Source organism: Microcoleus sp. Pol11C2 (assembly GCF_036701505.1).
Taxonomy (GTDB): Bacteria; Cyanobacteriota; Cyanobacteriia; order Cyanobacteriales; family Microcoleaceae; genus Microcoleus.
Map to the genome: position 1 here is coordinate 25,154 of NZ_JAUBQX010000026.1, position 20,997 is coordinate 46,150.

Below are 20,997 nucleotides of genomic sequence, written 5' to 3' on the forward strand. Positions count from 1 at the left end.
ACTTACCACTCTATTTTTACGGGATAGTTCGCTAGTAGGGAATCGACACTCACCAGCACAGCGTCTTCTACAATCGCTTGAGAAATTAACAGGCGATCGAACGGATCTTTGTGATGGTTGGGTAGGCTATCCAAGGTGAAAAGATGAGTTAAATTAATAGGTAAGACTTCTATATTATTAGTCTGTTGCTGACTTTCTATAAGTTCTGGTAAAGGCAGATTGAGACTCAGCTTCCCCAGTTGGAGCTTGATTTGCATTTCCCAAATGCTGCCCATGCTTAAAAGCAAAATATTTTCTGGGTTTTGGCACAATGCCAAAGCCTTTAGTGAAAGCTTTTGGGGGGAACTATCCCACCAAATGAATGTATGAGTATCCAGCAGTAATTTCATAGATTCCCTGTCCAAAATTCGTCTGGTAATGGTTCATCAAAATCGTCGCTTGTCCAGATCGCTCCTGCGTGCAATCCCGCTGTACGCTGCTTAGTTGGGGAGGCGATCGGCGCTAAACGGACAAGGGGAATACCACCTTCTGTGAGAACCACCTCTATGCCTTTAAGTGCTAGAGATAATAACTCTTTTAAATTTGTCTGTGCTTCTTGCACGTCAACTGTTTTTGTCACCATTGCAGCTATCCAAACTAGGGATTAAAAGTGCTATCGAACAGAGGTTAGCAATTTCAAGCTTAAATTGCTGATTTTATTATACTGTTAAATATCAAAGGTCAAAGTGTCGCCTGAAGCGCGGGTCTAGTTTGTCTGTTTTCTTTTGGTTGCAGGTGCCGCAGAGGGTTTGCAAGTTGCTGATGTCGTTGCTGCCGCCGCGCGCTAGGGGGATGATATGATCGATCGTCAGTTGGGTTTCTAGTTTGGTTTGGCCGCAACTTTGGCACTGGTATTTATTGCGAGTGAATACGTATTTTCTAACTTCTGGAGGGATGGGAATTCTGGGGGTTTTCGACATGATGATTTTTAACCGCAGATGAACGCGAAGGAACGCAGATGTTGGATGGATTAGCTGGGTGACTTTTCTTGATTGAGAAGTTGGCGGCGCAAATCATCGAGGGGGGATTCGGGTTTGCTAGTTTCTGATTCTGATTCGTTGTTTTCTGGTGTTTGTTCGACTTCTGGTTCGTCTGGGCAAAATTCTATAGTGACATTGAGTTTGATCTTCATCTTTCCTTTCTTCCAGCCATCAGCACCGACTCTGAGAATTTCACAATCTATACCTTGACCAAACCAGTTCTCATATGACCAATTTTTTTGGGGATGATTGCAAGGTACATCGATATTTAAGTTCTGTTTTCTTAATAAATCATCAAGTGTTTCTCCTAAGTCCCACTCAGACACAAGTTTATTTACTGCTTTTTTGAGTTTTTCAATCTTCAGCATTGTCATACCGAAAGATACAGCATCATCATTACCGCAGTTGTGAAAGTCAACTTTATTTTTCATATTATTTTCTAAGTTCTTTAAACCGTCATCCTAACTATTTTAGAGTAGCATCTCTGTTTTTACAAGAATCCCGGCGAATAGAATTGGCGGCTATACAAAAGATGTCCGCCTCCGCGGACTAAGAATGTCTTCAACCCACGTCGGCGGGTTTTGTCTGTGTAGCTGCGATTTCCAATCGCCTGGTTTCCAATCGCCTGATTTCCAATCATTCACAATCCACCCCAACGCTATTATTTTCTCCGATTACCGGCAACAAATGCTCGTGCAACTTCATCGCTTGCAAACAACTATTAATCCCAGAAACTGCCCGATCGTACTCTTGAATCTTCTGCTCATTCTCAGCTTGCCGCCGCAGATTCCCAGCAATCTTTTCCTCCGCCTCCTGTGCCAAAGTTTGCTCTAAATAATCGCGGGCTTGACTGTATTTCTGCAAAATATCATCAGCTTGCTTTTGGGCCAGAGGCAACAAATGCTCTTTCAGGGTTTGGTTGACAGTTTGGCGGAAAGTTTGCCGAATAGTTCTAGATACTTTCGGCTCAAAATCCAGCCGCAATAATTGCCGAATTGCCGGTTGGGCGTCCACCATGTTTTCGCAGTCGTAACCTTGAGAAGTTTGCTGCAATGTTTCCCGGAATTGATAAATTGAAAACGTGCCTTCGTCGTAAAAACGGGGACTTTCTCGCACGTAGCGATCGCACTCAACGCCCGCCGCATTTACCAAAGCATCAGAAACCCGCTTTGATAACTCCTCTAACTGCTGTTCAATTCCCCCGTCGTTCCCCAACAACCGATAAAGTAATCGATAGTATTCAGACTTGCGAACGCTATCTTTCAAATACTGGAAATAATTATCAACCAGTGACTTAGTAGCCTCTACTAAAATATCTTCCAACTGATTCGCTAAATAGTAAAGTGCCTCAACTAAAACAGCAATTAAAGGTGCTGTCGCATTGCGGGGATGATTCCGCAAAGTGCGTCCGTAAGCCGCCTCAACAGAAAATCCGTCTAACAATTCATCCAAGCGCCGAATCATCCGAGATTGCAATTGCCGAAAGTCTATATCGAAAATATCGCATTTATTCATAATCATTTCATTGACTTCTTCGGCGATATGTTCCCGAAAATCCTGTCCGACTTGCTGCAATTCTTGATTTAGCCGCAAAAGTTCCTGTGCCTTCATTGCTTCAATTTCGCGGGGCTGGCTGTCCAAATTCCGCTGAATTGTTTGGTAATGTTTTCGTAGTTGAATGCACAAGTCTTCTAAGTCGTCAGCTAAATTTTTGAACAGTTGCGGGCGTTTTTCTTCGGTGAGGTAACGGGTGATGGCTGTGCGAAAATCTTCGATACCACTATCTTGAATTAATTGACCAATTAATGGTTGTCCTTGTTCTGCAAGAATCCGCACGTAATTTTCATTGGGTGTTTCGTAGCTGTTAACTGAAATGCGAAATTTGCTCGGAGATAGCTTGCCGGAATTCGCACAGTATCGGTTAAACTCGCTAACAAATTGCGGTGTTTCTTCACTATTACCGAAAAACTCTGAATCTAATTTATCATCTCCAGAAACTCGCCCTTGACTGCTGGCAAAGATTGTATTTAAACCAAAGCGATCGCGCCCTGTGGTCCCGCGAATCAAACTCCCGTAAAATCCCAACAATCCGCTAGTTTTGTAAACTCTCGCTGTATCGCGAAAGTCGGAATTAATCAGATTTTCTAACCGCTGTCGCAGTTGCGTGTTGTACCAAGTTTCGTCAATGCGGTTGAAAATGTAAAAAAGTCGATCGCGAATTCCCGGATTGCCCCGTGTTTTTTCCATCAACTCGGTTTCCTCCGTCGTCATTTCCCCTGACGAAGCTGCTTTCAAAACGCAGACAACCGCCGAAGTATCCGGGCTTTCAATCTTATCATAAGTCAATTCTGCATCCCGCTGCACCGGCGCATCAATTCCCGGCGTATCGATAATAATATTGCCATCTTCTAGCAAGGGATGATAACAGTAATATTCTACTCGCTTGAGTACAGCACTGTTGCTACCGCGACGAGCATAACTAGCAGCTTCCTTGAGATTGGAAAAGTTAAACTGTTCCATCGAGTAGGTAGCGTTTTCGAGAGTTTGGATGCGATCGCGATTTGCCTCAAAACCTTCTAACAGCAGCATCAAAGCCTTAGCTTTTTTGGCTAGTTCCGATTTATTTTCGCCGCCTTCCGTTTGAATAATTATGTTACATCCCTGAGACAACAGCGACACTACATCTGTTTGATTAATATTAAGTTCAGTAGTTAAACCTAACTGATGGCAAAGCACAGAAGCTTGCTGGCTAATCTCAAATTCGCTCAAAAAAGTGAGAACAACGCGCTCTTTTTCAGGCTCAGCAAAGGCGATATAACATTCCGTACCTGTCGCGTGTCCTTCAGCACTGTAGAGCAATTCCCGCTCCAGCAAAGCATTAATTAACATAGATTTTCCCGCACTGAAAGCGCCAGCAAACACAATTTCAAACTCAGGAGAAATTGCCTTTTTCAGAGAAGCTTGTACCGCCGTGATATCTTGTTGTCGCAAAGACGATTCCTGACGCAGCAGTTGCACTAAAGAATCAACTTGCTCTTGCAGACTGGTGCATTGAGGGGGCATTTGAGTCATGGCGGCAGACTGCTCCTGATTGTGGGAAAATTACCTTATTGTTAATTCTCTGCTAGTTCAGGAATAATCACAACAGTAATTTTACTTATGCGATTCAGGATTGCTGAAAGTGCGATCGGCTATTCTGGCGACAAATCATATGGTTTATGGTTGTTTCGGAATGATTAAACCGCAGACGCCGCAGAGGGCGCTGAGGAAGAGAAGAGAGAGATGAATAATTGCTATACCCACGGATTTGATATCATCTATTTACACCCAAGTGGCTAAATGTGATATGTCAGTAAAATTTAGCCAAGCATCTCCTAATTTTTCGTACACAATTAGTAGTAAGGCGCGCATTATTGCGCCGCCTACAAAATTAAACAGGCGCCTTGCTTACTCTACATTAAACCGATAAATCCTGACGCGGTTTAAAAGACTCAACCTGCCGCAACTTTTCGTATAATTCCCGTTCCTGCTCGCTAATTTCTTTGGGAATTAACACCTGAATTTCTACTAATTGATCGCCCCGATCGCCCTTTCCTGTCGGATAGCCCTTATTAGCCAGCCGCAACCGCTTTCCAGACGTTACTCCCGGTGGCAATTTCATCTTTACCAAACCATCCAGCGTCGGCACTTCAATATCTCCGCCTAACACCGCTTCGCTGGGAGTCAGTGGCAATTCGCAGCAAATATCTGACATTTCCAATCGAAAAAATGGATGGGGAGAAACCGTGATTTTCAAATATAAATCCCCGCCGGCAATACCTTGATTTCGCAAGCGAATCCGCTGACCTGATACCATAGCAGGAGGCAGATTTACCTCGATCGCTCGCCCATCTTCCAAACGAATTCGCTCAGTACCACCCGAATAAGCCCTTTCCAAAGGCAGAGTTAGCCTGGCCTCAATGTCTCTTCTCGTTTCGCGCTCGACTGTTTCCCTAATTTCCCGTCGCATTTCGCGATCGGCTATATCCCTTCTGATTTCGCGATCGACTATCTCCCGTCGCATTTCTCGATCGACTGTTTCTCGTCGCATTTCGCGATCTTCTGTTTCTCGTCGCATTTCGCGATCGTCTGTTTCTCGTCGCATTTCGCGATCGTCGAAATCCCTTCTAGGTGGGCGAGAATTAGCTACATAACTCGTTCTCTTAGAAGCCGTACTCCACGGTTCAGAGGAGGCTACTCCCGCTGTATCATTCGCTGTCGCCATCCTCACTTCCCTGCGCCTTCCGAGCACTTGGTCGAGAAATTTATTAAAATCCGAGTAATCGCTAAAATCGACATCCTCGGCCGGTTTTTTGCGGGTAGTTTTACTGTTTCCCCAAGTTTTGAAATTGGGAAGTCGCACCCCTTGTTTTCCTTGAAATCCCTTTTGTTTCCAGAATTTACTAAACTGATCGTATTGAGCGCGCTTGTCTAGGTCGGAAAGAATATCATAAGCTTCATTAATATCCTTAAACCTATCTTCAGCAGATTTATCACCTGGATTTACGTCAGGGTGCAACTGTCTGGCTAGCCGTCGATAGGCTTTTTTTATCTCATCAGCCGTGGCATCTTTGGGCACTCCCAAAATTAGATAGTAATTGCGAAAATTCTGCATAGTTAGTCATTAGTCATTAGTTATTAGTCATTAGTTATTAATTATTAGTCATTAGTCATTAGTCATCCTGCTTCCCTGGTTCAAACTAGGGACTAATGACTACGGACTAATGACTAACCACTAATTAGAGCCAATCGTCGTCATCATCCCAATCGTCGCTTTGATTTTGATAAGGGCGAGTGGGGCGATTAGCACTGCTTCTACGATCGCCCATACGATCGCCCATACGATCGCCCATACGATCGTTCATACGATCGCCCATACGATCGCCCATACGATCGCCGGTGCGATCATAGGGGCGATCGGGAATTGGATCGACAGTCGAGCGCCTGTACGGTTTAGCATTGGTATAATAGCTGCTATCATCGCTGCGCCGCTTGGTACCGTCGCCCGTAAAAGTCCGCTTCACAGACTCAAAGAAATCATCATCATCGTCATCATCAGCAAAAGCTGAAACTTCCCGGCTCAAATCGTAAAGAGCATCTTGCAAATCCGAACCAACTTGGTCAACTCCCCGCTCATCATTGCGTTCCAAACTGTCTCGCAATTCGCGAATTAAAGTTTCAATTCGCTGGCGACTTCTTTGAGCAAACTGCATTCCGCGATCTAGCGCCACCTCTCGCAACTGCCGCTCGGCTTGATAAGCTAAAGCTTCAGCGCGATTGCGTTTTTCTACCCTTTCCCGCTGCAACTTATCAGCTTGAGCAAACTGTTCCGCATCGCGAATCATTTGATTCACTTCCTGCTGAGTCAGCGTCGAAGCACCTTGCACAGTAATGCTTTGTTCCCTGCCGGTAGTTTTGTCCAAAGCAGTCACCAACAGCATCCCGTTAGCATCAATATCAAAAGCTACTTGCACCTGCGGAATCCCTCGCGGCGCCGGCGGAATTCCAGTTAGTTTAAACCGTCCCAAAGACTTATTATCTCTGCCTAATTCGCGTTCCCCTTGGATCACGTGAATTTCTACCACAGTTTGGTTGTTTTCAGCAGTCGAAAAAATGTCCGATCGCCTGACGGGAATAGTAGTATTCCGAGGAATCAGTTTTTTCATCACCCCGCCGATAGTTTCCAAACCCAGTGACAGCGGCGTCACGTCCAACAGCAGTACATCGCGGACCTCGCCTCCCAAAATCCCAGCCTGAATTGCTGCTCCCACTGCCACAACTTCATCGGGATTCACATTTTGATTCGGCTCTTTATCAATCAAGTTGCGAACAACTTCCTGCACCAAAGGAATGCGAGTCGAACCTCCAACTAGCACAACTTCATCAATGCGAGAAGGACTCAAACTTGCATCAGCCAAAGCTTGTTTCACCGGACGCCGCAGCCGCTGCACCAAATCAGTGCACAGCCCCTCAAATTGACCGCGAGTTAGTCGCGTTTCCAGATGCAAAGGTCCGTCTTCGTTCGCATCTATAAACGGCAAATTAATCTCTGTGACACCGACTCCCGACAGCTCAATCTTGGCTTTTTCTGCCGCTTCGATCAAGCGTTGCAAAGCTTGGCGGTTGCGTCGCAAATCAATTCCTTCTTTTTCTAAGAATTGTTCTGCCAACCAATCCACAATTTTGGAGTCAAAATCATTGCCCCCTAATTGAGTGTCGCCGCTAGTTGCTTTGACTTCAAATACTCCGTCTCCCACGTCTAAAATCGACACATCAAAAGTACCGCCACCCAAATCAAACACTAAAATAGTTTGACTTTCTCGCCTGTCCAAACCGTAAGCCAAAGAAGCCGCTGTCGGCTCATTTAAAATCCGTTTGACATCAAGTCCTGCAATTCGTCCCGCATCGCGCGTCGCCTGTCGCTGCGAGTCGTTGAAATAAGCGGGAACAGTAATTACAGCCCCCGTTACCTCTTGTCCGAGATAGCGACTGGCTTCATCGGCCAGTTTCCGCAAAACCATCGCCGAAATTTCCTCTGGGGCAAAATCTTTTTTCAGGCGGGGACACTTGATTTTGATGTTCCCGTTTTCGTCGCGGCGAGTTGTGTAAGGGACGCGCTTTGATTCTGGAGTCAGTTCGGTATATTTGCGTCCGATGTACCGCTTGACGGCGTAAAACGTGTTTTGCGGGTTGAGAACAGTCTGGCGTCTCGCCATCTGTCCGACAAGGCGTTCTCCTTCCTTGGTGAAAGCGACTACCGAGGGAGTTGTGCGCATCCCTTCTGCATTGGCAATCACAACCGGTTTGCCGCCTTCCATGACGGCTACTACTGAGTTTGTTGTTCCGAGGTCAATGCCAACTACTTTACCCATGCGTCAGTTGTCTCCTGTGGCGTTGTGTGTAGCCTTTTCAATATAAGCGTTAAGTATGATTGCATTTATTGTACCGCGTCGAGAAGCGGGGGCTGCGGGGGGATTGCCTCACTTTGGTCAACTGGCTGGGGTTGGCTGGGTGCGATCGCTCCGCTGGTGGATCTGCGATCGCCTTTAGGAGTAGGAGTGTCAACTTGGGAAAGCCGTGTATGTTCATCTTTAGAGAGCAAAAAAAAGTTGAGAATTGATTAACTACTGCCTTTTGCTAAACTAAAAGCAGCTAGCAGGATTGTTGAGCGAACAGGAACATAAAAATATGACTGTCAACTCTGTTCAAAATTCAGAAGCCTGTCAAGAACACTCGATCGTTGACGTGCAGCATACAAGCTGCTGCATTGTCGGAGGTGGGCCGGCAGGTGCTGTTTTAGCATTACTTTTAGCGCGGCAAAACATTCCAGTCATGCTGCTAGAAGTTCACAAAGATTTCGATCGAGAATTTCGCGGCGATACCCTGCATCCGTCAGTAATGGAAATTATGGATCAATTGGGCTTAGCAGAAAAATTGCTGGAATTGCCCCATACAAAAATGCGCCGCCTCACCATCCAAGCTGCGGGAAATACCGCCACACTCGTAGATTTAGCCTGTCTTAAAACCAAGTATCCTTATATCACTATCCTTCCCCAAGTCAAGTTTCTCGAATTCCTCACTGCCCAAGCGCAGCGCTACCCCTGTTTTCAGCTAGTAATGGGAGCTAACGTACAAGAAACGATCGTAGAAAATGGGGTTGTGTGCGGAATTCGATACCGGGGACGCGGGGGATGGCATGAAGTGCGATCGACCCTCACTGTCGGTGCAGACGGCCGCTTTTCCCGCCTGCGCCAATTAGCAGGTTTTGAACCGATTAAAACTTCCCCGCCGATGGATGTCCTTTGGTTTCGTTTGCCGCGCAGTCCCCATGATGTCCAAGATTTCGGCGTGGGAGGTCGAGCTGTTGGAGGTCATTTATTAGTCATGATTGACCGCTTGGATTATTGGCAACTCGGTTACATTATTCTGAAAGGCAGCTATCAGAAATTGCGCGAATCAGGAATAGAAGCTTTGCAAAAATCTGTGGCTGAATTAGCACCAGAATTTGCAGATAGGGTCGAGCAACTAAAAGATTGGTCGCAAATTTCTTTTCTGTCTGTTGAATCGAGTCGCCTTCCCCGCTGGTATCGTCCCGGTTTGCTCTTAATTGGGGATGCCGCTCACGTCATGTCGCCCGTAGGCGGTGTGGGAATTAACTATGCTATTCAAGATGCTGTCGTGGCGGCAACTGTACTCAGCGCCCCCCTGAAACACAATCACTTGCATCTGTGGGATTTGGCAGAGGTGCAGCGACAGCGCGAGTTACCCACACGCATCATTCAAGCATTTCAGTCGTTGGTACAGGAGCGAATTATTAAAGGGGCATTAGATACCAATCGACCGTTTACACCGCCACTTTTGTTGCAGTTACCAATTTTGCGAAATATTCCAGCGCGATTAATTGGTTTTGGATTAAACCGGGTTCGGGTGCGAAATTAATCAGATACCACACAAACTTAAGGAGGCCAGAGTTATGCAAAGTATTAAAGTACGATCGCGCGTCGGTGCAGACAGGATTACTTCTTGAGAAATATTGTTGGCCGACTTAGAGGAAAACGATGATCGAACAAGTGACCCCGCAACAACAAGCCCTGATTCCAGTTTATCGAGAAAAGTGGCGGAAAATTGCACTCTCCACTGAGCCTATCGACCGCAAAAAAGCCACACAATCAGTAAGATGTGCCTATGCAGCCCTCGGCTATAAAGAGCCGCAGATTGTTATCTGCGATAGCCCCTGTGCAGCTTTATATCACATATTTATTCCAATTTTTGAAACCTGCCAAAGTTCTCCATCTTGGAGGAAAATTAAACAGGAAATAACCGCCGTTTTAGGCCATAATCTGACCTACAAAATGCTGACTCAAATCGTGACAAGAAAAGAGGAGTATTTTTTATTTTCTCTACTGAATACAGAGGTATATATTCTAAGAGAATTGGTAGACTATTTTAATCTGCTGCTGGGGTCAGCATTTAACAGTTTAGAAAGAGCGATCGATTCTCGCAGACAAATCACCGGAGTTTATACATGGCACGAAAGATGGCGTAAATTCGATAGGTTTGCCAGACACCAATATCATGACATCAATAAATTTTTTTCTGCATCGATATCTCGCGGCGCGTTAAGTGATTTCTATATTTCAGTATTAAAGGGCGATCGCGATACCGTTAAATGGAGAGCATTTCAGTTGCTAGTTGCCAACTGCGGGTGGATTTATCCTTTGGAAAATACTTGTATTTTGTGCGATCGCCCCCGCATCCTCTCCTTCGACAGTCAACACCGCCTCCACGCCGAAGGAGGGCCCGCCATTCAATTTGCTGACGGATACAGCCTCTATGCTTATCACGGCGTCACCTTACCGGAACAATACGGCAAAATCCATCCGAACGAATGGCGCTCGGAATGGCTGTTATCAGAAGATAATACCAATTTGAAGAAATTCATAATTCAAACAATTGATGACAGGCGATTAAATGGGTAAATCAGAGAATTGATCGTGAGTAATTTTCAGTACAGACTTGAATAGCTAACGGAGCTATAGTTACTAATTAAACATTTTATATGAGTTATAATTTAAATTAAAAGCTCGATTGCTCTCCATCTCAAAAACACCTGCAATCAAATAAAACTATGAAATTCACCTTAGATGTAGAAAACAACCCTACAGGCTGGCCCGACCACACTCATCTACCCGAATCCGACGCTACTTTTGTGAAAAACTTTCAAGAACATCCCCAAAGCATTCTGTTAACCGATTCAATTACTCCCGTCTTCCAAAGCATTGATCCAGATGGTAACTATGCAGCAGGCGATCGCCCCCATCCCCAGCGATCGCACGTAAAAACTTTACAAGGGCGATCGGGAACTCCTATCGCTCCTCTTGAAGCTAAAATCAAACAACAACCCCAAATAAATCTATGGGACTCTTTGACAAGATTCGCGGCGAATTTGTCGATATCATCGAATGGTTGGACAATACCAGCGATACCATTGCCTATCGATTCGAGCGCCACCAAAACGAAATTAAACAAGGTGCTAAACTAACTGTACGACCAGGACAAATAGCAGTCTTTGTCAGCGAAGGTCAAGTTGCCGATGTCTTCAATCCGGGAATGCACGAACTGTACACCCGCAACTTACCCGTTCTGGGCACCTTAAAAGGTTGGCCCTACGGTTTCAACTCTCCCTTTAAAGCAGAAGTCTACTTTTTTAACACCAAAATATTTACCAACCTGAGATGGGGAACCTCTAACCCTGTAATTATCCGCGATCCAGAACTCGGCCCAGTGCGAATGCGGGCTTTTGGCACATACAACATTAAAGTTTCCCATCCCGAACAACTCTTAAAACAACTAATCAGCACTGACGGACTATTTCAAGTAGATGAAATCACCGATCAACTCCGCAATACAATAGTCAGTGCCTTTGCCAATTGGGTTGGCAGTTCTCGCGTTCCCCTGCTGGACTTTGCCGCCAACTACACCCACATGGGCGAACAGGTGCGAGTTGCCATACAGCCAAGTATCCAGCAGTTTGGGTTAGAGTTAACTCAGCTATTAATTGAAAATATCTCGATGCCGCCTGAAGTTGAAGAAGCTCTCGACAAACGAGCCTCAATCGGACTTCTGGGAAATATGCAGCAATATACCCAATATCAAGCTGCTAACGCCATAGAAGCATCAGCAAATAACCCTAGCGGCGGCAATCAAGCATTAGAATTTGGCATGGGAATGGCACTAGGTCAGCAAATGACAAATATGATGCAGCCGCCAGCATCGCAGACTCCGCCGCCACCTCCCCCGCCAATACAAACTCAGTGGTATATTGCCCAAAACGGTCAACAATCAGGCCCTTTTGAATTGCATCAACTTCTGCAAAATGGTTTGACACATCAGGTAATGGTGTGGCGTGCGGGTTTTGACGGCTGGAAGTTAGCATCGCAAGTGCCGGAATTAGCATCTTTGTTGGCGACAGTACCGCCGCCTCCCCCGCCAGCCGCCGCCTAAAATTTTGCATATTTTGTTAATTGGTAATTGGTAATTGGTATGGTTTCCCGATTACCGATTAGCAATTACATCACCAATTAACCATTATGAATACTTCTGAACCTGCTGTTAAACGTTTTCCGTGTCCTAGCTGCGGGGCATATTTAGAGTTCAACCCCCAAGCAGGAAAGCTCAAGTGTGCTTACTGCGGCTGGGAAGATGCAATTCCCCAAACTGCTGAAGAGGTAAAGGAGAACTCTTACGAACAATATCTCCAACTCGATCGCACGGCGCTGGCAACTTTATCAACAACAGCCTTAGAAGTAAAATGCAATGATTGCGGAGCAAGTGTTACTTTTGAACCGCCGAAAGTAGCGGGTAAATGTCCATTTTGTGCTTCTCCAATTGTGACGCAACCTGAAAAAGCTAGCCCTAGCGTGCATCCAGAGGGAATTGTTCCTTTTGAAGTTACTGATAAACAGGCCAGAGAAAGCATTCAGAAGTGGCTCAGCAATCGCTGGTTTGCTCCTTCTGCTTTGAAATCCCTAGCGCAACAGGAGAAACTTCAAGGCGTTTATTTGCCGTTTTGGACTTACGACACTTATACGGTTAGTTACTATCAGGGTTCTCGCGGAGAACACTACTACGTGACTGAAACTTATACAGAAACAAACTCGCAGGGCGAAACTGAAACTAAGACTCGCCAAGTACAACATACCAGGTGGTGGCCTGCTTCTGGCAGAGTCGATCGCTTTTTTGATGATATTCTGATTCCCGCTACAACTTCAGTCGATCGCCCGCGCCTAGATGCGTTGGAACCTTGGCATCTCAAGGAGTCGCTGCGCGCTTACAATTCATCTTATTTAGCTGGGTTTGAAGCGCAGCGATCGCAAGTTTCTCTCACTCAAGGATTTGAATCTGCTAAAAATGTCATGGCCTCTACTATTCACTTCGATGTTTGTAGGAATATTGGTGGCGACGAGCAGCGAGTTCACAGCATTTCTACTGATTACAATGCTATCACTTTTAAGCATATTTTGCTACCTGTGTGGCTGTGTGCCTATCGTTATCAAAACCAACGATATCAAGTAATGGTTAATGCACGCACCGCTGAAGTTCAAGGCGAGCGTCCCTACAGTGTTTGGAAGATTACTGCTGCTGTTGTTAGCGGTGTCGTGCTTGCGGGTGTTATGTACCTCTTGTTTACTGGTAATTGGAAATATATCCGTGTTCCCGGTCTCCCTCAACCCCAACCCCAACCAACTTCCTTACCTGTACCCAGCCAAAAATTACCGCCAGCGCCAGTTCCCTCTAGCGCACCTGTACCGAACAAAAAATTACCGCCAGCGCCTGTTCCCTCTTCACTCTAGTAATTCTGGATTGAGCAGTCACCGGAGGCCGCGGAGGCATCGTCGTCGGTGTAGTAGTCGCGATCGATGTCAGTAAAATTAACTCAATTATTATTTGCTCCGAATCAATAAATTTAATGTAAATCTGCCTTAAGGAGTACACAACAGGGTTTTTAAGTATCTTTTTTTAAACACCTAAATTAAAGAGAGTTTGTTCTCTTTAATTTAGGTGTTGCTTTAAGGATAGATTATGAGTACAGTCGATTTATCTGGTAGTGACTTAAGGAAAAAATAAAAACTACTACCCTAATGTCAGAAATAATATATAAAATACGAAGGAGTGACCTTTTAAAATACCTTCAATAACTGCACTTTATAGAATATCAAACCTACGGAGCCAGCGAAAGTTTGTAAAAAAGAATATTGTTAAAAAAAGGTAGAAAATTTTATGTAATTAGTAACTAAAACTAAATTTTACTAACAGAATTCTCAAATCAATTGTATGAATCAAAATCAAATTAAATGGTTTGCCGCCGCTCTCATGCTAATAGACCACATCGGATTGATGCTTGAAGCAGAACCCATGCGCATCATCGGTCGCCTCAGTTTTCCGTTGTTTAGTTGGGTGTTTGCTCAAAACTGGAAACGACCGGGGGACAAAAATCCTCTAATTACTCGACTGATATTATTTGGGGTACTTTCTCAAATACCTCATATGTTACTTTTTGGCAATTTACAGTTAAACATCATGTTTAGCTTTGCCGTAGCAGCACTAACTTTGAGCTACATCCGACGCTTCGATCGCAAAATTGCAGTTTTAAGCACAGGTCTAGTAAGTGCTCAAATTTTAGGAGTGAGTTACGGCTGGTATGCAGTGGCTTGCCCGCTATTGATGATTAGGTGGAAAGGAGGAGGATCTCGCCTTTGGTGGTTCGGCTGGACTATAGCAAATATCGGATATGCAATTAGTTGCAAAAGCTGGATTCAAATTTTCGCTATATTCACACCGCTAGTTCTGGCATACTACGATACCTCTAAAGACAAAAAACCAACGGCTCTAGAAAAAAGATTTTTCTATTATTTTTACCCGCTACACCTTGGGGGGCTAGCGGCACTGCGAACAATTGTTTAAATAAGACTGGGGATTCTAATTAGTTCATTGTTGATTTTTTATTGAAGCGAAGTACAACCGCGTCTCTGAGCGATCGCCCCCAGAAGAGCGCGATCGCTTTCCTGTAACTTGCCTTCACTCTGCCATCCAGGACTATCTGACAGAAGTCGGGGATCTTTTCTGGCTTACCCGTCTGTGAGATTTTTCCCTAGGCTGAGAATGACAAAATATTGTAACGAGTTGTAAAGTATAATTAAACCGAAGCGAACACAGAGGCCAAGTAGTATCAAATGCGAGTTGCGATCGCCGGAGCAGGCTTAGCAGGACTTTCCTGCGCTAAATATCTCACCGATGCGGGCCACACCCCCATAGTCCTAGAAAGTCGAGACGTACTCGGCGGCAAAGTAGCCGCCTGGAAAGATGCAGACGGCGACTGGTACGAAACCGGCCTCCACATATTCTTCGGCGCATACCCGAATATGCTCCAACTATTCAAAGAACTTGACATCGAAGACCGGCTGCAATGGAAAGAGCACTCGATGATTTTCAATCAGCCGGAAACCCCCGGAACCTATTCGCGCTTTGACTTTCCCGACCTTCCCGCCCCCTTCAACGGCGTCGCAGCCATCTTGAGCAACAACGATATGCTCACTTGGCCCGAAAAAATCCGCTTCGGTATAGGTTTGATTCCGGCGATGCTTCAGGGTCAAAACTATGTCGAAGCAATGGACAAATACTCGTTTTCCGACTGGCTGAAAAAGCAAAACGTCCCCCCCAGAGTCGAAAAAGAAGTATTCATTGCCATGTCCAAGGCGCTCAACTTCATCGACCCCCACGAAATATCTGCAACCATACTGCTGACAGCCCTCAACCGCTTCTTGCAAGAGAAAAACGGCTCGAAAATGGCCTTTTTAGACGGTTCCCCCACAGAGAGGTTGTGTCAGCCGATGGTAGACTACATAACTGAGCGCGGCGGTGAAGTACGGCTGAATGCACCCATTGGGGAGTTTTTGCTCAACGATGACAACACGGTGCGCGGCTTCCAGATTCGGGGAGTAAAAGGGGCAGAGTCAGAAATTCTGACGGCCGATATTTACGTTTCCGCGATGCCGGTTGACCCGCTGAAGTTGATGATGCCGAAACCTTGGGGCGAAATGGATTATTTCAAACAGCTCGAAGGCTTGGAGGGAGTACCCGTCATTAATGTACACTTGTGGTTCGATCGCAAGCTAACTGAAATCGACCATTTGCTGTTCTCGCGATCGCCCCTGCTGAGCGTCTACGCCGACATGAGCAACACCTGCCGCGAATATGCCAACCCAGACAAATCAATGCTGGAACTGGTTTTAGCACCGGCCAAAGACTGGATCGGCAAATCTGACGAAGATATCGTCGCAGCCACAATGGTCGAGTTAGAAAAACTCTTTCCCGATCAAATCCCAGAACCAGCCAAACTGCTCAAATATCACGTAGTCAAAACCCCTCGTTCCGTCTACAAAGCCACTCCCGGACGCCAGCAGTGCCGTCCCACACAAACAACTCCCATTAGAAATTTCTATCTAACGGGGGATTATACGATGCAGCGTTATCTTGCGAGTATGGAAGGTGCCGTGCTTTCTGGTAAGCTGACAGCGCAGGCTATTTCAACGGCCAATAACCAATGAAAAATTAAGAATTTTTCATAAAGACGTAAAAGAATCTCCCGTTTTCTAAACGGGGGAATGTCAGTTCTAATCTTTAAATTTCTTATTCTCGGATGCTGCAACTGTCAAAACTCCAGTGCATGAGAACTCTGGCTTCTGTGGATGACTCTTACGAACTGTGCCGCCAAGTCACCGCGAGTTATGCCAAAAATTTTTATTTAGGCACTCAACTCATGCCCGAAGCCAAGCGTCGGGCGATTTGGGCGATTTACGTCTGGTGCCGCCGCACCGACGAACTCGTAGACGGGCCGGGTTCTGATGCAACGACCCCTGAAACCCTCAATCTGTGGGAAAAACGCCTAGAATCTGTGTTTGCCGGCCATCCTCACGACGACTACGACGTAGCTTTGGTGGATACGCTGTCTCGTTTCCCGATCGACATTGGGCCGTTTCGAGAGATGATTGCGGGCCAGCAAATGGACTTGTACCGCAGCCGCTACGAAACTTTTGAAGAACTCAATCTTTACTGTTATCGAGTAGCCGGTACTGTAGGGCTGATGTCGATGTCTGTCATGGGTGTAGGCGAATCGAGCTCCGCTGCTAACTGGAATTGGCACTGGGGGAATAGAATTCCCAAAGAAGAAGCGATAGCCCTGGGTATTGCCAAGCAGTTGACTAATATTCTGCGCGATGTCGGAGAAGACGCCCGCCGCGGCCGCATTTACATTCCCTTAGAAGACTTAGCCTTGTTTAACTACACTGAAGAAGATTTATTCAACGGTGTAATTGACAACCGCTGGCGGGAATTGATGCGGTTTCAGATTCAGCGAGCTCGCAAATTATACGCCAGCGCCGAACCCGGAATTAAAGTGCTCAGTCCCGATATCCGCTGGACTGTTTGGGCGGCTACTATGCTGTACAGCAGAATCTTAAATGCGATCGAACGCAATCAGTACGATGTTTTCCAGAAGCGGGCTTATGTTAGCAATTCTCAGAAATTGCTGTGTCTCCCCGCCGCTTGGATGAAGTCAAAAGTGCTTTAGCCGCAGGCAATTGTGCTGGCGATTCGGCAACTGGTAAGGGGTATTTGTCAAGTTACACATTATATGATGTCCAGCAAATTGCATATGAGGTTTGTGGGGATGCGCTAGTGCCGTGTCCCTACGTTTGGTGTGTTAATTTAAGTCAAATTAGTGGAGTAGCTGGCGGAATTTGCAATTGGGCGATCGAACTTTCCAACAATTGCTTTTCCTGCTGGAGTTTTGCTTCTAAATTTTGAATTTGTTCTCGGCGGGCTTCAACTTCAATCAAGCGGCGAGACAATTCTTGACTTTGCAAAGTGAGAGATTGCCTCCAATCTTCTGCTTTCTGGGCTTCTTGCTGCAAAAAATCGGGAGTAAAGCCTGTTGTTAAATATTTCTCTACTAATTGTAGCACCCAGTTGGTCGCTGCTTGAATATGCAAAACCTGGCTCTTTTCGTCAACATTTGCTAATACTAAAACACCTTCATTTAAGAAATTAGCGGCGGAGTTATTTGGGTTTTTAACAAAATCTGTCGCTAATGTCAACACATTTTGTTCACCAATAATCGCCCAAGTACCATCAGCATTTTGACAAGCCAGCAATTGCAGGGAAGCTTCGCCTAAAACTTCCTGACTTTGGACTTTAGCTAAATATAACATAAGGGTTATTGGGAATTGGGAATTGTATAATTCGCCCGATAGCGCTCTGACAATTTATATTTTAACCTAGCGAATGGCGATCGCCCTTTGAGATTCGGGATGGGAGAGGGGCCATTGGTGTCAACAACCAGCTCAAACACCGTGACAGATTGCTGGCAAGACCATTAAACGCAAAATCCCCCCGCATTTTTGTCCTCTACTCCCCCTGATTGTTCGGGGGACAAGAACTTACTCTTTCGTTCCCCCAACAATCAAAGGGACTTAGGGGTATCTAGACTTGGCATAAAAACGATATTTCTCAAGGGTTTTAGGCTTAAGTTGATACAAATAATTGGTTTTAATAGGCATAGAAAACTTACTCGCACAGCCAGAAATTCTTTCACTCAATATCTGTCAACCGCAAATTTTCGCTAAAGGTGATATGACACTCCAAAATTCTGGGTAAGCTATCCGTAGGAATACGGTCATTGAAATTTAAGCACATATATAGAGTCAGTCATTGACTTTCGATCGACTTGTTTGAAATTTACTCAAACGCTCGATTCGCATTGCATAAATTTCTCAAAATCTGGGTTGCAAAAACCCAAATAGAAAATGTTTGTTGGTCCTCATCAACCCAGGATAATGCTATGGATATTATTGAACAAATTCCCCATAACTTAGTCAAACACTATCAAATTAAAAAGCTACTCGGAGAAGGCGGTAGTAGCACAACTTATGAAGCCGTTGACCTCAAAACAAACCAGCGAGTCGCACTCAAAGCTTTGTCTTTACAGAAGATGAATGACTGGAAAGTTCTGGAACTATTTGAACGAGAAGCCAATGTTTTATCAAAATTGAATCATCCGGGAATTCCGCGTTATTTGGATTATTTTTATGTCGATACTCCCGATAACCGTTGTTTTTATATAGTACAAGAACTGGCCCAAGGGCAATCTCTAGCAAGTTTAGTCGAAAATGGCTGGCACGCTAGCGAATCCGAAATTCAACGCATTGCTGCACAAATTTTGGAGATTTTAGTTTATCTCCATTCACAGACACCACCTGTTATCCACCGGGATATTAAACCCGAAAATATTGTTTTCAAATCGCCGATCGATTCCCATCAACAAAAAGACTGGGAAGTTTGCTTAGTAGATTTGGGAGCAGTGCAAAACACTTATTACAATACTTTAATGCGAGGAAGTACCGTAGTTGGAACCTATGGTTATATGGCTCCAGAACAATTTCTCGGACAAGCCGTACCTGCAACAGATTTATATGGTTTAGGAGCGACATTGTTGTATTTACTAACCCATCGTTCTCCCGCCGAATTACCAACAAATATACTAGAGAAAGATTTTCGCTCTCAAATTCAGATTTCAGCAGCATTTGCCGATTGGTTAGAAGAAGCGATCGCGCCAGATTTAGAAAACCGCTTTGAATCGGCACAAGAAGCGCTTGAATTGCTGCGCCATCCTCGAATAGTTAGCGTTAAATCCGATCGATCGATGCAATGGGAAAAACGCCTCAAAATAGGAATTGCTGCTATTGCTACTGTTGCTGTTTTAAATCACTTTAAATATCCCATCCTCAACCGGATTGGATTTACCCCCGATGCAGTTGTCGAGGCTGCCAGCCAGGGAGATACTAACACTATTAGGCATTATCTGGATCTTGGTATTAGTGCCAATAGCAGGATAGGCAGTGAGAATTTACTACACTTTGCTGGCTCAAAAGAGGTGGCAGAATTGTTAATTGCCAAAGGTGCAGATGTCAACGCTAAGGCTGCATATGGCTGGACCCCATTACACAGCGCTGCTTTGTCCGATCGCATAAAAGTAGCACAGACGCTAATTGCTAAAGGTGCAGATATTAACGCCAGGACAGGAAGTCAATATTTTGATGGAACTCCTCTGTTCTTTGCCCGATCGCCTGAAATGGCCAAGTTGCTGATTGCTAAAGGTGCGGATGTCAATGCCAAAAACACAAATGGCTTGACTCCTCTACATACGGCGCGATCGAAGGCGATCGCACAAATACTACTTGCTGCGGGCGCAAAAATTAACATCAAAGAAGACAATGCCCAATATGGCAAGAGTACAGCTTTATTACATAACGCAGCAAAAATAGGCTTTAAGGAGTTGGTACAACAGCTAATTAAAGACGGTGCAAATGTGGCGATCCGCGATGGCTATCGAAGAACTCCACTGCACTTTGCAACCACAAAAGAAGTTGCTGCTTTGCTAATGCTGGATGTCAATGCTAGGGACAAATCTGGAAATACTCCGTTACACCTAGCTGTCGAGCGAGGATCTCAAGATATCGCTGAACTGCTAATTGCTAATGGTGCAAGGGTTAACGTTAGAAATGAGAACGGTCAAACTCCATTGTATCGAGCGATCGCGATCGGACACAATGAGATTGCTGCACTGCTAATTAACAACGGTACAGATGTCAATAATATAGATGGATCTGGCACAACTCCACTGCACAAAGCCGCACATTATGGCACTGTAGAAATCTTAAAATTGCTGATTGCTAAAGGTGCAGAAATTAATATCCAGGATAATCAAATAAAAACTCCACTGGATATCGCCGTAGACCTGAAACTTCAGGATACAGTGGCGCTGCTGATTAGTAAACACCCAGATGTTAATAGTGAAGATGAATATGGCAGAACTTTACTGCATATCGCTGTCGATTTCAAACTTAAGGATGCAGCCAAACAACTCATTGCCAAAGGTGCATTCGTTAATGCCAAAAATAACTTGCTTCAAACTCCCCTGCATCTTGCTGTTGCTCAAGGCTCTCAAGATATCGCTGAACTGCTAATTGCTAATGGCGCAAGGGTTAACGCTAGAAATGCGAACGGTCAAACTCCATTGTATCAAGCGATCGCGATCGGACACAATGATATTGCTGCACTGCTAATTAAAAACGGTGCCGATGTTAATAATAGAGATATGTGTAACACAACTCCACTCCACAAAGCCGCACATTATGACACTGTAGAAATCTTAGAGTTACTGATTGCTAAAGGTGCAAGACTTGACACTAAAAACTGCTATGGCGAAACCCCGCTCAAGATAGCAGAAACTAACTTGAACCCAGACCAAAAACCAACAGTTAAAATACTCAGATCTCGCGGTGCAACCTATTAATTATCCACAATCAACCCAGGCAGAAAA

At 45.1% G+C, this 20,997-nt stretch carries 17 protein-coding genes and 1 pseudogene; 10 read left to right on the forward strand and 8 right to left on the reverse strand.

Annotation, left to right across the window (positions count from 1 at the left end; translation table 11 throughout):
* Positions 1-2 precede the first annotated feature (2 nt).
* The 7 genes from QUA42_RS16240 to dnaK all read right to left on the reverse strand — a co-directional run bounded on the left by QUA42_RS16240 (position 3) and on the right by dnaK (position 7,930).
* A complete protein-coding gene (locus QUA42_RS16240; protein ID WP_333138188.1) occupies positions 3-389 on the reverse strand; it encodes a type II toxin-antitoxin system VapC family toxin in 387 nt (128 codons plus the stop codon).
* Positions 386-622, reverse strand: coding sequence for a toxin-antitoxin (TA) system antitoxin (locus QUA42_RS16245; protein WP_333138190.1), 237 nt, complete (start codon positions 620-622; stop codon positions 386-388). The genes QUA42_RS16240 and QUA42_RS16245 overlap by 4 nt, the downstream gene beginning before the upstream one ends.
* A 91-nt stretch (positions 623-713) precedes the next feature.
* Positions 714-959, reverse strand: coding sequence for an HNH endonuclease (locus QUA42_RS16250; RefSeq protein ID WP_015179287.1), 246 nt, complete (start codon positions 957-959; stop codon positions 714-716).
* A 50-nt stretch (positions 960-1,009) separates the two neighbouring features.
* Positions 1,010-1,450: a KGK domain-containing protein gene (locus QUA42_RS16255; RefSeq protein ID WP_333138192.1), complete on the reverse strand. Its 441-nt coding sequence runs from the start codon at positions 1,448-1,450 to the stop codon at positions 1,010-1,012.
* Positions 1,451-1,655: 205 nt separating this feature from the next.
* A complete protein-coding gene (locus QUA42_RS16260) occupies positions 1,656-4,091 on the reverse strand; it encodes a dynamin-like GTPase family protein (protein ID WP_333138194.1) in 2,436 nt (811 codons plus the stop codon).
* A 385-nt stretch (positions 4,092-4,476) separates the two neighbouring features.
* Complete coding sequence (locus QUA42_RS16265) at positions 4,477-5,673, reverse strand: DnaJ C-terminal domain-containing protein (RefSeq protein WP_333138195.1); 1,197 nt, start codon at positions 5,671-5,673, stop codon at positions 4,477-4,479.
* A 124-nt stretch (positions 5,674-5,797) separates the two neighbouring features.
* On the reverse strand, positions 5,798-7,930 hold the full coding sequence (dnaK, locus tag QUA42_RS16270) for a molecular chaperone DnaK (protein WP_333138197.1): 2,133 nt from the start codon (positions 7,928-7,930) through the stop codon (positions 5,798-5,800).
* Between the two features lie 55 nt (positions 7,931-7,985).
* Here dnaK and QUA42_RS16275 point away from each other — a divergent pair, with 55 nt between their 5' ends.
* The 9 genes and pseudogenes from QUA42_RS16275 (at position 7,986) to crtB (ending at position 17,187) form a co-directional block, all read left to right on the forward strand.
* Complete coding sequence (locus tag QUA42_RS16275; RefSeq protein WP_333138199.1) at positions 7,986-8,108, forward strand: hypothetical protein; 123 nt, start codon at positions 7,986-7,988, stop codon at positions 8,106-8,108.
* A 138-nt stretch (positions 8,109-8,246) separates the two neighbouring features.
* Positions 8,247-9,497, forward strand: a complete 1,251-nt coding sequence (locus tag QUA42_RS16280; RefSeq protein WP_333138201.1) for an FAD-dependent oxidoreductase — start codon at positions 8,247-8,249, stop codon at positions 9,495-9,497.
* 119 nt (positions 9,498-9,616) lie between these two features.
* Positions 9,617-10,537 carry a DUF6745 domain-containing protein gene (locus QUA42_RS16285; RefSeq protein ID WP_333138203.1) on the forward strand — a complete coding sequence of 307 codons (921 nt, stop codon included), beginning with the start codon at positions 9,617-9,619 and terminating at the stop codon, positions 10,535-10,537.
* A 149-nt stretch (positions 10,538-10,686) separates the two neighbouring features.
* Positions 10,687-10,866: pseudogene (locus QUA42_RS16290) on the forward strand (Uma2 family endonuclease); the annotation flags it as partial.
* Between the two features lie 107 nt (positions 10,867-10,973).
* On the forward strand, positions 10,974-12,062 hold the full coding sequence (locus QUA42_RS16295; protein WP_333138205.1) for an SPFH domain-containing protein: 1,089 nt from the start codon (positions 10,974-10,976) through the stop codon (positions 12,060-12,062).
* An 86-nt stretch (positions 12,063-12,148) separates the two neighbouring features.
* Positions 12,149-13,411: a hypothetical protein gene (locus QUA42_RS16300; RefSeq protein ID WP_333138207.1), complete on the forward strand. Its 1,263-nt coding sequence runs from the start codon at positions 12,149-12,151 to the stop codon at positions 13,409-13,411.
* A gap of 481 nt (positions 13,412-13,892) precedes the next feature.
* Positions 13,893-14,522 (forward strand): TraX family protein, encoded by a 630-nt coding sequence (locus QUA42_RS16305; protein ID WP_333138211.1) that lies wholly within the window; start codon positions 13,893-13,895, stop codon positions 14,520-14,522.
* Between the two features lie 269 nt (positions 14,523-14,791).
* Positions 14,792-16,165: a 15-cis-phytoene desaturase gene (pds, locus tag QUA42_RS16310; RefSeq protein ID WP_333138213.1), complete on the forward strand. Its 1,374-nt coding sequence runs from the start codon at positions 14,792-14,794 to the stop codon at positions 16,163-16,165.
* A gap of 92 nt (positions 16,166-16,257) precedes the next feature.
* Positions 16,258-17,187 carry a 15-cis-phytoene synthase CrtB gene (gene crtB / locus QUA42_RS16315; protein WP_242722403.1) on the forward strand — a complete coding sequence of 310 codons (930 nt, stop codon included), beginning with the start codon at positions 16,258-16,260 and terminating at the stop codon, positions 17,185-17,187.
* A gap of 142 nt (positions 17,188-17,329) precedes the next feature.
* On the opposite strand, the gene QUA42_RS16320 is transcribed toward crtB, so the two are convergent.
* Positions 17,330-17,827: a hypothetical protein gene (locus QUA42_RS16320; protein ID WP_333068159.1), complete on the reverse strand. Its 498-nt coding sequence runs from the start codon at positions 17,825-17,827 to the stop codon at positions 17,330-17,332.
* 629 nt (positions 17,828-18,456) lie between these two features.
* Between QUA42_RS16320 and QUA42_RS16325 the strand changes: the two genes are divergently transcribed.
* A complete protein-coding gene (locus QUA42_RS16325; RefSeq protein WP_333138215.1) occupies positions 18,457-20,970 on the forward strand; it encodes an ankyrin repeat domain-containing protein in 2,514 nt (837 codons plus the stop codon).
* Positions 20,971-20,997: the final 27 nt, after the last annotated feature.

Coding starts and splice junctions, on each gene's coding strand:
- QUA42_RS16305 (WP_333138211.1), top strand. CDS start 13,893: ATGAATCAAAATCAAATTAAATGGTTTGCCGCCGCTCTCATGCTAATA.
- QUA42_RS16255 (WP_333138192.1), bottom strand. CDS start 1,450: ATGAAAAATAAAGTTGACTTTCACAACTGCGGTAATGATGATGCTGTA.
- QUA42_RS16320 (WP_333068159.1), bottom strand. CDS start 17,827: ATGTTATATTTAGCTAAAGTCCAAAGTCAGGAAGTTTTAGGCGAAGCT.
- QUA42_RS16275 (WP_333138199.1), top strand. CDS start 7,986: ATGATTGCATTTATTGTACCGCGTCGAGAAGCGGGGGCTGCGGGGGGA.
- QUA42_RS16240 (WP_333138188.1), bottom strand. CDS start 389: ATGAAATTACTGCTGGATACTCATACATTCATTTGGTGGGATAGTTCC.
- QUA42_RS16280 (WP_333138201.1), top strand. CDS start 8,247: ATGACTGTCAACTCTGTTCAAAATTCAGAAGCCTGTCAAGAACACTCG.
- QUA42_RS16245 (WP_333138190.1), bottom strand. CDS start 622: ATGGTGACAAAAACAGTTGACGTGCAAGAAGCACAGACAAATTTAAAA.
- QUA42_RS16300 (WP_333138207.1), top strand. CDS start 12,149: ATGAATACTTCTGAACCTGCTGTTAAACGTTTTCCGTGTCCTAGCTGC.
- pds (WP_333138213.1), top strand. CDS start 14,792: ATGCGAGTTGCGATCGCCGGAGCAGGCTTAGCAGGACTTTCCTGCGCT.
- QUA42_RS16295 (WP_333138205.1), top strand. CDS start 10,974: ATGGGACTCTTTGACAAGATTCGCGGCGAATTTGTCGATATCATCGAA.
- QUA42_RS16260 (WP_333138194.1), bottom strand. CDS start 4,091: ATGACTCAAATGCCCCCTCAATGCACCAGTCTGCAAGAGCAAGTTGAT.
- QUA42_RS16325 (WP_333138215.1), top strand. CDS start 18,457: ATGGATATTATTGAACAAATTCCCCATAACTTAGTCAAACACTATCAA.
- crtB (WP_242722403.1), top strand. CDS start 16,258: ATGCTGCAACTGTCAAAACTCCAGTGCATGAGAACTCTGGCTTCTGTG.
- QUA42_RS16285 (WP_333138203.1), top strand. CDS start 9,617: ATGATCGAACAAGTGACCCCGCAACAACAAGCCCTGATTCCAGTTTAT.
- QUA42_RS16265 (WP_333138195.1), bottom strand. CDS start 5,673: ATGCAGAATTTTCGCAATTACTATCTAATTTTGGGAGTGCCCAAAGAT.
- QUA42_RS16250 (WP_015179287.1), bottom strand. CDS start 959: ATGTCGAAAACCCCCAGAATTCCCATCCCTCCAGAAGTTAGAAAATAC.
- dnaK (WP_333138197.1), bottom strand. CDS start 7,930: ATGGGTAAAGTAGTTGGCATTGACCTCGGAACAACAAACTCAGTAGTA.